We start from the raw sequence: 11978 nt of genomic DNA, 5'->3' as shown, positions 1-11978 counted from the left end.
TTGAAAAAATATTATATTTTACTTCGATATAAGCCAAATTTAAGAATATTAAGTTCAGTGCAGTTTATATGTTATTTTGGTATGTGGTTTTCTCATACAGGGATTTTTGCTTTGCTTATTGAGCTTGATGCACCTGTGTGGGCTATTACTTTAGCTGCTGCAATGGCATTTATCCCAAATGTATTACTAGCACCAATAAATGGTGTTATTGTGGATAAATTTAGCCCTAAAAAATTAATGATGTTTATGCTTTTTATAGAGATTATTACTGTTTTTATGCTGATTTTTATAGATGATATTTCGTTGCTTTGGCTGCTTTTTATTATCATTTTTGTGCGGATGGGTGTTGGGGTTGTCTATTTTCAAACTGAGATGAGTCTACTACCAAATTTGATGACTAAAAAAAATTTAAAATTAGCTAATGAGATTCATTCTATCATTTGGGCAGTCTCATATACTGCTGGAATGGGGTTAGCTGGGATTTTTATCCACTATTTTGGGATAAAGGCGTCATTTTTGTTTGATTTTGGACTTTATATTGTGGGGTTAGGGCTTATTAGTAGGCTTAAAGCACCAGTAGTTATTAAAACAACTAGTCAAAATATTTTTAATATGATGAAAGATGGGCTAGGGTATATAAGAGCAAATCCAGTTTTAATGCATATAATATTTTTGCATTCATTTGTTGGGGTAACTGCGTATGATAATCTAGTAGCATTAATGGCAAAGTATCAATATAAGGAGATTATGAGTATTTCTCTTATAATTGGTTTTATGAATATGACTAGGGCGATTTCTTTAGTAGTTGGGCCTATGATTTTGAGCAAATTTATAGATAATAAAACACTGATATGGTTATTTATTGGGGAATTTTTAGGTATTGGGTTGTGGGCTGTGTTGCAGTTTGATTATTATTTAGGGTTAATTGGACTGGTAGCGGCTGGATTTTGTACATCTACACTATGGTCATATACTTTTACAATGTTACAAAATAGCTGCGATAAGAGATTTTATGGTAGAGTAATAGCCTATAAGGATATGGTATATTATTTGGCATCTGCTACCATATCCTTCATGATTGGGATACTTTATGAAAGTGGTATCAGTTTAGCGATGATTACCTTTTTAATGGCAGTTATATTTTTATTTGGTGCTTTGTATTATTTTATTCTATATAGGCGTTATACCTTTTCATAGTATGTACCTGATAGATCTATTATTTTGTTATATAGATCGCAGTATGGTACCAAATCAGCACTACCAAAGTAAATTCGCCCATGTGGCTTTAAAATTTTGGCAAATCGCTCAATAGTTAAAAGTCGGTAATTCTCATCAAAATATATCATCATATTTCTAGATAAAATAATATCAAACTGCCCAAGTGCAAAGAGTGAATCATTAAATATATTTATAGTTTTAAATTCAATCATTGGCATTAGTTCTTGCTTAATTTTATAATCAAAATTGACTTTTTTAAAATATATTTCTTTTTGAGATTGCCTAATATTTTTGACTGATCGTTCGTTATAAATTCCCTCTTTGCATTTTTGAATCATATTAGAGTTTATATCAATTCCAGTGATTTTTAGGCGGTATTTATCAATTCCAATGGTTTTAGCTAAAATTCCAAGCGAATACACCTCTTCTCCGCTACTACATGGAGCGCATAAAATTTTAACTGTATTACCACTTATGCTTAGAGTATTGGCATATTGCATAGCTGAGTTTAGCTGGTTTAGCTCACGCATAAAATATGTCTCATTTATGGTTATTAAATTTAAAAGTTCTTGTCTAAAGATCTTATCATGCTGAAATTTGCCACACAAGGTATGCATACTATCTATCTTTTTATGTTTGGCAAAATGAGCTATTTTATTTTTTACAATCTCTTTTTTGCTTATTAAATCATTGCCGCTATATTTTTTAGTTAGCTCGATAAATTCTAAAAGATCATTAATACTGCATTCAAAGTCGCTCATATGATAAACCTTTGCAAATTTGTTCTAATCATATCTAAATTGGCAATTTCTAAATTTGGATTTATATCTTTAGCACGCCTAGGCATTCCATAAACTATAGCTGATTGCTCATTTTCTGCTATACATTTTGCACCAGCTTTATATAGTTCATTTAATCCACTAGCACCATCATCGCCAATGCCAGTTAGCAGTATTCCCATTACATCAATTACTTTGCAAATTGGTACAGCCGATTTAAATAACATATTTACATTTGGATTATATGTAGTAGTAATTCCGCTTTGATCAATATTTGCAGTTGGGATTTGAGAATTTAAAATAATGCTATTTTGCTCACAGATATAGATTTTGTTTTTTAGTGTTACTTTATTATTTAGCAACTCAACTTCTGAGTTTAGCTCTTGGCTAAGCCTATTAGCAAAAGAGCCAACAAAATTTTTACTCATATGTTGAGCGATAATAATGGAGGCATATGATGGCAAAGTAATACCAGTTAGAAGCTTTTTTAGATGACCTGGACCACCAGTGGATGCACCGATTAAAATTAGCTTTTGTTTCAAATCACACTCCAAAAATTAGATTTTAAAAGTATAATATATTTAGGCTTAAAAGCCGTTTTATCTTTTTTAGCTATAATTGCTAAATTTAAAAAAGTAATTCACAAGGTTTTATAGATGGTAGAAGATAGCAAGAACCCTTTTGATGATTTTAATGCCGTTTCTAGAAGTATGGGAGTACCGCCAGAATATTTAGATTTTGATATTTTAGAGATTTATACCAGCTATAAAAATAACCCACAAAGCGATATGGCTTTAGCTACTGATATGAGTATATTTGATGATGATGCATTTTTTGTCGATGAGAAGTTATTTATCATTCAATCTTATAAGGTTAAATTTTATGATATTAGAAAAGAGAGTAGGGCTCACCTACCTAAAATTAGTCTAGGAGCCAATCGAACTGGTACCAAGGTTGCTGTCACGATAAAAGAAGATACATTAGCAAAGTATACACCAACATTTGAAAAAGAACTAGTAAATGCAATATATAAAAAGATGCTAAAGGCTGGATTTTTAATCGGTATTAGAGATCATGGTTTTAGAAAAAAAATATCCAAATTAGCCTCAATCTTAAGAATCAAAGAGATAATAGATAAATCTGAAACTATAGTAATTGCTACTGGAGTAGAACCAGAACCATCTACAGATGATAAGCTAATTAAATACTATAAAAATAATGGCAAAGAAGATACTGGTGATGATAAGACCAAAGGCAGAAGAGATATAGATAGGGGATTTTTACATAGTGTTTTAGAAGGTGATTTAATAATGGAATACCTAAAACCAATACGTGGTAAACATGGTAAAAATCTAAAAGGCCAAGTAATTCCAGTTGATGATCCAAAAACTACCCAAGAGGTTCAAATAACCGTTGGACCAAATATTAAAGTAGATGAGGTTGTAGATTGTATCAAATATATCGCTTTAAAAAGCGGTTATGTAAGTGAAGAGAATAATAAATTTGATATTAAAGAAGAATTAGATGTAAATGCGATAAATTTAAAATCAACCGGTTCGATTACTACCGATTTAGCATCTGATGTAAAGATAAATGTCAAGGAGAGCAATTACTTAAAAGATGCTATTGGTGCTGGAATGAAAGTTGAGACTACCGAAGTAAGAGCTAGTGGAAATGTAGGCCCTGATGCAGTTATAAAGGCTAAAACCGTAGTAATTGAGGGCAATACTCACGCCCAATCAAAGATATATGCGCAAAATGCAAATATCTCGTTACATATGGGATTTTTAGAGTGTGACGAGGCTCGCATAGATAGATTAGAAGGTGGCAAAGTGCGAGCCAAGGTAGTTCATCTAAATCGTGTTTTAGGTGGAGATATAGAAGCCGATGAGATATATATACAGACTTTGCACTCAAACTCAACGCTAAAAGCTTCAGCATTGATTAGTCTTGAAGAGTTAAAAGGTGATAATAATAAATTTATTGTTGATGTTAAGAATGTACTAAATGCAAATGGGGATATAACCGCTCATAGCGCAAGAATGAAAGTTTTAGAAGATGAATTAAAAGCACTTCCAAAAGAGCTTGAATTTAAAAGAAATATAATCGATAGTAATAAACATTCTATCAATATGATAAAAGAGCGTCTTATGCAAATGAGACAAGAAGGCACTACTCCACCAGCTGCATTTTTGAAAAAATTAAAAGATTTTCAAGGATTGGTAGCTGAGTATAATCAAATTTTAAAAAGCATAAATTCTAAGCAATCAGAATTAGCAACACTAAAAGATGAATTAGTAAGTATGGAGAGTATAATCTTTAATGCTAAAATTATAAATAGGGATCGTTGGACTGAGTTAAATGAGATTAAATTTAAACTTATTGAACCGCCAATTGATATAAAATACAGCACTAAAGAGAATGAGATTATTAGAGTAATGACTCTCAAAGCTGGCGTGAATGGATATGAGATAAAAAGGTCAAATGAGATATGATAAAGGCAATCGAAGGGTTAATTACAAAAAAAGAACCAACTCAGCTTTGGATAAAGTGCGCTGGAATCACGTATGGAGTAAATATATCTTTATTTACTAGTGCAGCTTTGCAAAAGGGAGAAAATATAGAGTTATATATTACGCAGATTATTAGAGAAGATGCAAATTTATTATATGGATTTTTAAAAGAGAGTGAACAAAGAATATTTGAACTGCTTTTAAAAGTTAATGGTATTGGTGCTTCTACTGCGATGGCGGTTTGTTCATCTCTTAATCCTGATGAATTTAGCGCTGCTGTTATAAATGGGGATGATGCTGTACTAAAGCGAGTTCCAGGGATTGGACCAAAAACTGCTAGAACATTAATAGCCCAGTTGAGTGATGCAAAATTAGTCGAGATAAGTAGTGCTAGCAGTAGTAGTAGCGAGGCCTTTATGGCGCTAGAGAGTTTAGGCTTTAAGCGTGATAAAATAAGTGCTGCACTAGCTAAATGCACTAGCAATGATACGGCCTCTTTAATTAAAGAGGCGCTTAAAATATTGGCTTAAAGGATAGTGATGAATTATGGTATAGTTTTTGGTGGGGCAAGCTGGGAGCATGAGATTAGCATTGTTTCTGCTGTAGCAATCAAAAAAGCGCTAAAAGCAGATTTACAATTTATATTTGTTGATGCTAATAGAGAGTTTTATCTAATCAATCCAAGCGATATGAGAGCAAATTTTTTTAGCTCTCAAAAATATAAAAAATGTAAAAAACTCTATCTAAGGCATGGTGGATTTGTAACTCATGGAATATTTGGAGTTAAAGAAATTAGCGTAGATTGTTATATAAATTTAATTCATGGTTGCGATGGCGAAGATGGTAAAATAGCTGGAATGTTTGAGTTTTATTCACTTAAATTTATTGGCCCACGACTTGAAGCAAGCGTAATGAGCTACTCAAAGGTTTTGACTAAATTATTAGCACTAAAATGCGGAGTTAAAACGCTAGAATATGAGGTGATTAGTAGGGAACAAAAGCCAAATTTACCATTACCATACATTCTAAAACCTTCCCATCTTGGCAGTAGTATTGGTGTAAGTGTTGTAAGCAATGAAAAAGAGCTTGATTATGCATTAGATGTTGGATTTGAATTTGATGGTGAGATTTTAGTTGAGCCGTTTATAGATGGAGTTAGGGAGTTTAATTTAGCCGGATTTAGAGTAGGGCAAAATCTCGAGCTATCTATTATCGAAGAGCCTAAAAAAGGCAAAATGCTAGATTTTGAGCAAAAATATATGAGCTTTGCAAGCTCAAGCTCAAATGAGGCTGATATTAGTAAAGAGCTAAAAGATAAGATTAAAGAAGCCTTTAGTAAGATTTATGTTGGCGGTGGATTTGATGGAGCGCTTATTAGATGTGATTTTTTTGTTATTGGCGATGAGGTTTATTTAAATGAGATTAACCCAAATCCGGGTAGTTTGGCTAACTATTTATTTAGCGACTTTAGCGCATCTTTAGCTAGACTTGCAAGCAATATAAAAGTAGAGAAAAAAATCCCAATTGATTATAAATATATTCACTCGATTACTAGTAATAAGGGCAAATTAGCCTAATTTTAGAGCCTTGATTTAAGGCTCTAACTGCTTAATTCATCACTACTAAAGTTAAATTTATGTATAATTTTATGTATAATTCTACATAAAGGGGCATCGATGGCAAAGTTTAGCAAAGATGAAATTTATACTGCCACACAGATGGTGCGAAATTTTAGCTCGATTTTAAACGATATCTCACAGGCTAAAAAAAAGCGTGCCTTCATCGTCAAAAATAACCGCTTTGAAGCGGTGATGATAAATATGGAAGAGTATGAGCGTCTAAGCGAGGCCGTAACGCTGCTAGAAGCAATTTATAATAGAAAAAAAGAGAGCTAAAATGGCGATAAAAGAGATAGAATATAATGGATTAAAATATTCTCTAAGCTATGAAATAATAGGGCAAAATGGAGTTAAAAATATACTGATTTTGCATGGCTGGGGAGCAAATAAAGAGCTGATGAAAAGAGCATTTAGTAAATATTTGAATCAATTTAACTGTGTATATTTAGATCTGCCTGGATTTGGGCTTAGTAGTACTTTAGAAGCACCGCTTTGTACTAATGATTATGCTAATATCGTGAGCAAATTTATTCGTAGTTTAGGAATTGAGTTTGAGATAGTTATGGGTCATAGCTTTGGTGGAAAGATAGCAGCACTGTTAAATCCAAGATATTTGATTTTGCTTAGTAGTGCTGGAATAATTAAACAAAAACGCTTTAGCGTGAGAGCAAAAATTGCTATTTTTAAGATTTTAAAGAGTATTGGATTGGGAAGATTTTGGCGAATTTTTGCTACAAAGGATATAAGTGGAATGAGTAAAATAATGTACGAGACGCTTAAAAATGTCGTAGATGAAGATTTTAGCGATATTTTTGCTAGTTTAAACAGTAACGCACTTATTTTTTGGGGGATTAGCGATGATGCTACGCCGCTTAGTAGCGGAGAGAATATAGCTAAATTAATAAAAAATAGTCAATTTTATTCACTTGATGGTGATCATTTCTTTTTCTTGCAGCATAGTAAATACATTGCTAAAATCATAACTGAAACTACTAAAAAGGATCGATAATGATTATAGAATTAGTAATCTCAACTATTGCTAAATTTGGTTTTACTATGGCACTTGGATACTATTTAATTAGCGCTTTGCAGTGGTTTAGTTATAAAATTAAGCGAGTGATTTTTCACTATACTAAACCGATGTGGCATATATATTTTATCGTTTTACCGCTATTTATAATGGCGTTTTGCTGGCATTATGTCTATCAAATTTGCTTAGCAGTAATTTATATATCTCTTTTAGCTTTGTGGGCGTATCGATTGGATAAGAGGGTTGTAATGACTGCTAGAGTGAAGCGGTATTTTGCTTTTTTGATTGCTGGTTTTGTATTATTTACTCTTTGCCCATATAGCCAAAATGCTATTTATCATACAATTTTTAGTATTATTTTTTCATTGATTTTAAGCGGTTTGAGTGAAAAAATTATAGCTATTAGATACAAAAAAATCGCTAAGACAAAGCTAAATTCAATGAGTGATTTAAAAATTATTTTAGTAACGGCAAGTTTTGGCAAAACAAGTATTAAAAATTTTATCTATGATATAGCTAGCAAGGAGTTAAAAACTCATAAAACTCCACGGAGTGTAAATACATTGCTTGGAATTATTCGTGATATTAATGAAAATTTACCAAGTGATTGCCAGATTTATATTGTTGAGGCTGGGGCTAGGTTGCGCGGTGATATTGATGAGATTGTTAAATTTATAAATCCTCATATTGTGGTGATTGGGCAGATTGGTGGGGCACATTTAGAGTATTTTGGCTCGCTTGATGAAGTAAGAACTGCTAAGCTTGAAGCATTAAATTCAAACCGTCTAGCTACTTGTATAGCTCATAGTTCTACAAATTTACAAGGCAAAGCAGTAATTTACGATGAACTAATTAGCGGGGTCAAAAGTAGTCTTGATGGGGTTGAGTTTGATATGACATTAAATAATCAAAAGAGCCATTTTAGTGCTAAAGTACTTGGCGAATTTAATAGTTATAACCTTGGAGCTGCATTATTGGCCGCTAGTGCTGTTGGGGTTAAAAATTTAAGCTTAGATAACATAAAGAGTGTAGAACATAGGCTTCAAAGAATTGATGCTGGTGGCAAGATTATAATCGATGATAGTTTTAATGGAAATTTGCAAGGAATGATAGCAAGCTATAGATTGGTGAGTGAATTTAAGGGGCGTAAAATCTTGTTAACACCAGGAATTGTTGAGGGTGGAAGCGGAGTAAATCGCAAGCTTTCAAAGGTAATAAACGAAGTCTTTGATATTGTAGTAATAACAAGTGCGTTAAATGAGTCTGAGCTGGTTTTAGATTTAACTAGGCCTGAAGTGGTGCGTCTATTTGACAAATCTAAGATGAGTGAATTTTTAGCGCAACATACAATAAGTGGAGATTTGATTTTATTTAGTAATGATGCGCCAAGTTTTATATAAATTTATTTTAATTGCTTTTACACTGGATTTGCGGCTTATCAATGCTAATTAATCCAGTGATTGGCTCAAGATTTATATATATACAGTTGCCATTTTGGTGAGTGAGGCGAATTTGGCATGTAGAGGTAATTAGATTATGCGTGGAGTTATCGGCACTTTTTGGATTACCTTTAAATGGTCGTCCAAGATTATCAAAGCTAATTCTAGTTGAGCCACTTTGAGAACAACCACCTAAAAGCTCTACATCATTTAGGTTAAATTTTTCCATCAAATCTAGCTCATCAGTTGGATTAATGGTAGAGATTCCAGCGTGTGAGACTGATAAAACCTTAGCTGGATTTAGCGGATTTTTAGCAATTTCTTTTCCATCTGGACTTCCGCTATATCCTCCACTATCGCTAAAGATTGAATAATATAATACTTTTTTACCAGCAACTGTTTTAGTGAAGTAAATTTGCCATCTAGATTTAGTCCAGTTTTTATCTTCTGGGTTAAATTTATCATCTGTGAGTGCTAAAAACTGCGTATATCTTATATGGCTAGCAACTTGATTTGCTGCTCGTGCTAGGTCATCATTTTTGAAATTTATGGTTGTGATTGAGAGTAAAACACCAATCACAACCATTACAATTACTAATTCAAATAGGCTAAAAGCTTTTATTTTTTGCATAGATAAAATTTAGCTATGGATTTATTAAATTTATATATTTTTATTTGTTCGCATGATTTTTTATAAGTAGTATCTAAATAATAGTTACCGCCCATTGGAATTCCATAAAATTTTAGCCTTAGAGCTAGATTTGGGTTGGTTGAAATAGCAGTAATTTGGCGATCTTTTAGAGCTTTTGCTAGCTCTTTTGCAATGTCATATTTATAGGCAAAGTGATGTTTGGGATTATCTAGAAAAATATATAAATATTGATGAAAAATAATAGCTAAACTATTTAGTGCTAATGTAACTAAAACAATAATACAAATCAACTTATAAAGTACTCTAAAACGTGGTAAGCGTGATCTATATGAACTAAAAAATGTTCTTACCATTGCTGGTACTAAAATCACACAAAATGGTAAAAATAATTCTAATTCTACACGTTGACGCATAGAAAGAAGCAAGCATACACCAAGGGCAGTTAGGCTAATAAACCATAAAAAACTCTTAATTTCTTTAATACAAATCCTATAAATCGTATATATAAAGTATATAAAAAGCAATGGTGAAAATACTGCAGCAAATACCGCTATTGAGTCTAGGAAATACCCACGTGGTTTTCCGCTAGATTCTAAACCATTTAAATAGTACCACGCTATGCAAAAAAATGCGCCAATTATGGCAAATTTTTTATCTCTGCTAAAAAGTCCAAATAGCATAATAGCCAGATAAAGTGCGATGAATGGTTTGCTAAAAAATAGACTCAAAGCCAGTATTAAGCTCATTAAGATATACATTTGTCGTTGCTGTAAAAATACTACAATAAGCGTAATAAATATCGCAATACTAGCTTGATTGATTATTAATGCACTAACTAGTACGCCAGGTAAAAACATATATAAAATTGCAGCTATCACGCAGTCGCTTTGGCGTTTTAGGATTCTTAGAGAAATGATGTAGATTAGTAGTGAGTTTGCAATATGAAGTGTTAAAAATAGACCACGGATTACTATCTCATTATCGCCAAAAATAGAGCTAATATAGCGTAATATAAAACCTAAATTTGAGTTGCTATAATAAATTTGTGCTTCATAATAGCTAATGCTTAATCCGCTCATGCTAAAGATTAAAAGAGCCGAGTTTAAAGCTAGGGCTATAAAAAGCCAAAATAGATTAAGCCTTGATATCACGAATCACCAAAATAAAAATTAATGAAATAAAGCTAATAACGCTAAGAAGCCATAAAAAGGCATTCCAGCCAAAAGGCATATAAATAAGTCCAGGGATAAAGCTACCAAGCGCTCCGCCAAAATAGTAAAAGCTTACATAAAGACCATTTGAGATTCCTTTATGTGTTGTAGCCATCTTATTTATAAATCCACTAGCAATAGAGTGGGTTATAAAATTTCCAAGGCAAAAGACTACCATTGCTACAAAAATAAGTCCAAAACTCTCGATCCTAAAAATTTGAATAGCAATGATAAGGGTTATGATTCCAGCTATTATAGCAGTTATTGGACTGTGAAATAGAGCTGTAATTTTTTTAGTATTAAACGCAACTAAAACACCAATTAAATAGCCAATATATAGCATTCCAGCCTTTGATGAATTATAGTTTTCATCAATTCTAGCTAGTTCAAATGGGATAAAGTTAAGCATCGCTTGAAATGTAAAAAATATTCCAAAAATCATTAAAAATATATAAAGATTATGACGAAGCTTTAGAGTATGGATTACATCTATTAAGTGTGGTTTTAGGTAGCTAGCTTTGATATTTTTGCTAAATTTAAGTAGTAAAATTGAAGCAAAAATAGCAACGCAGCCAATAATAAAGAAAAATGGTCTCCAGCCAAATATATCTGTAAAAAATCCACTTAATGCTCGCCCCATAAATCCACCAATAATAGTAACTCCAATATATATACCAATAGCACTTGCTACATTATCTTTTGATGAAATTTGGCTTATATAGCTCATTATTCCAGTTAGCACAGCAGGGATTAGCAACCCTTGAAATCCTCTAATATTTAATAATAAAAAGTATGAATTAGCAAAGCTAAAAATAATCTCGCTAATACCAAGAAGTAAAAACGCTACGACTAAGATATTTTTAATAGCAATTTTTTCAAGTAGATAGCCATAAAATATTCCAGCAAATGCTAGTGGAGTCATTATCGCAGTAGTAAATAGAGCAGCTTGAGTTTTAGATATACCAAGTTCACTTTCAAATATAGGACCAATTGGCTGGGTTGCATAAAGAATACATAGTGTAAGTCCTGTGCAAAAATAGTATATTAAAATCTCAGCTCGCATAATCATCTATTCTAAACTTAAATCCCAAAAAAACTCAATCCAATCATCAGCTTCTTTGATAGTAAAATTAGGTAACATCAAAGCTTTTGGCTTATAAAATATAGTAGCTACAGCAATTTCTAAATTTGGATATAATCTACTGATCTCTTTTTTGATAGCTACTATAGATTCGCCACTATCGATAATATCATCTGTAATTAATACTCTTTTGAATTTGCTTAGATCTGGGATATTGTAGATTTTGACAGTATCTAGCTTTGTAGTATTTTCATAATGTATAGAGTTTAGACTAAAACAATCTCTAATATTGAGCGCATTTGCTAAAAAATGAGCTAGAGTTAATCCACCTCTAGCAATACCTAAAATAACATCTGGATTAAATTCATCTCTAGCTCTTTTAGCTAAAATTTTGGCATCATGTTCAAATGAGCTAAAATCATAATATGTCATATTT

The 11978-nt window shown here is 32.1% G+C and carries 13 protein-coding genes; 7 read left to right on the top strand and 6 right to left on the bottom strand.

Going from position 1 to position 11978, the window contains the following annotated elements:
- Entirely contained in the window at positions 1 to 1197 is a 1197-nt protein-coding gene (locus CIGN_RS04840; RefSeq protein WP_086297406.1) for an MFS transporter, read from the top strand.
- Here the strand turns inward: CIGN_RS04840 and CIGN_RS04835 are convergent.
- Entirely contained in the window at positions 1182 to 1979 is a 798-nt protein-coding gene (locus CIGN_RS04835; protein WP_086302525.1) for a CheR family methyltransferase, read from the bottom strand. The two genes, CIGN_RS04840 and CIGN_RS04835, sit on opposite strands and share 16 nt — an antisense overlap.
- The gene (locus CIGN_RS04830) at positions 1976 to 2539 is read right to left on the bottom strand and encodes a CheB methylesterase domain-containing protein (protein ID WP_086227150.1); all 564 of its coding nucleotides are present in this window, start codon (positions 2537 to 2539) and stop codon (positions 1976 to 1978) included. The genes CIGN_RS04835 and CIGN_RS04830 overlap by 4 nt, the downstream gene beginning before the upstream one ends.
- A gap of 114 nt (positions 2540 to 2653) precedes the next feature.
- Here CIGN_RS04830 and CIGN_RS04825 point away from each other — a divergent pair, with 114 nt between their 5' ends.
- The 6 genes from CIGN_RS04825 to CIGN_RS04800 all read left to right on the top strand — a co-directional run bounded on the left by CIGN_RS04825 (position 2654) and on the right by CIGN_RS04800 (position 8559).
- Positions 2654 to 4492 (top strand): flagellar assembly protein A, encoded by a 1839-nt coding sequence (locus CIGN_RS04825; RefSeq protein WP_086302523.1) that lies wholly within the window; start codon positions 2654 to 2656, stop codon positions 4490 to 4492.
- On the top strand, positions 4489 to 5040 hold the full coding sequence (gene ruvA / locus CIGN_RS04820; RefSeq protein WP_086238846.1) for a Holliday junction branch migration protein RuvA: 552 nt from the start codon (positions 4489 to 4491) through the stop codon (positions 5038 to 5040). Before CIGN_RS04825 ends, ruvA begins: the two co-directional genes overlap by 4 nt.
- 9 nt (positions 5041 to 5049) lie before the next feature.
- Entirely contained in the window at positions 5050 to 6087 is a 1038-nt protein-coding gene (locus CIGN_RS04815) for a D-alanine--D-alanine ligase (protein ID WP_086302521.1), read from the top strand.
- A gap of 99 nt (positions 6088 to 6186) precedes the next feature.
- Entirely contained in the window at positions 6187 to 6405 is a 219-nt protein-coding gene (locus tag CIGN_RS04810) for a prevent-host-death protein (protein ID WP_086224296.1), read from the top strand.
- A gap of 1 nt (position 6406) precedes the next feature.
- Positions 6407 to 7138, top strand: a complete 732-nt coding sequence (gene estV / locus CIGN_RS04805) for an EstV family lipase (protein ID WP_086224297.1) — start codon at positions 6407 to 6409, stop codon at positions 7136 to 7138.
- Entirely contained in the window at positions 7138 to 8559 is a 1422-nt protein-coding gene (locus CIGN_RS04800) for a Mur ligase family protein (RefSeq protein WP_086302519.1), read from the top strand. Before estV ends, CIGN_RS04800 begins: the two co-directional genes overlap by 1 nt.
- Positions 8560 to 8566: 7 nt before the next feature.
- On the opposite strand, the gene CIGN_RS04795 is transcribed toward CIGN_RS04800, so the two are convergent.
- Genes CIGN_RS04795 through CIGN_RS04780 form a run of 4 tightly spaced genes read right to left on the bottom strand, consistent with a single transcriptional unit; the run spans position 8567 to position 11974 of the window.
- Positions 8567 to 9229: a pilus assembly FimT family protein gene (locus CIGN_RS04795; protein WP_086242816.1), complete on the bottom strand. Its 663-nt coding sequence runs from the start codon at positions 9227 to 9229 to the stop codon at positions 8567 to 8569.
- The gene (locus tag CIGN_RS04790) at positions 9217 to 10401 is read right to left on the bottom strand and encodes a glycosyltransferase family protein (RefSeq protein ID WP_180380189.1); all 1185 of its coding nucleotides are present in this window, start codon (positions 10399 to 10401) and stop codon (positions 9217 to 9219) included. Before CIGN_RS04790 ends, CIGN_RS04795 begins: the two co-directional genes overlap by 13 nt.
- Positions 10385 to 11530, bottom strand: coding sequence for an MFS transporter (locus tag CIGN_RS04785; protein WP_236844739.1), 1146 nt, complete (start codon positions 11528 to 11530; stop codon positions 10385 to 10387). The genes CIGN_RS04790 and CIGN_RS04785 overlap by 17 nt, the downstream gene beginning before the upstream one ends.
- Positions 11531 to 11974 (bottom strand): phosphoribosyltransferase, encoded by a 444-nt coding sequence (locus CIGN_RS04780; RefSeq protein ID WP_086302517.1) that lies wholly within the window; start codon positions 11972 to 11974, stop codon positions 11531 to 11533.
- Positions 11975 to 11978 lie beyond the last annotated feature (4 nt).

It is taken from the genome of Campylobacter devanensis (assembly GCF_002139915.1).
Classification (GTDB): domain Bacteria; phylum Campylobacterota; class Campylobacteria; order Campylobacterales; family Campylobacteraceae; genus Campylobacter; species Campylobacter devanensis.
Note: the sequence above shows the minus strand (reverse complement) of the source record. Positions and strands in the feature narration are given on the sequence as shown.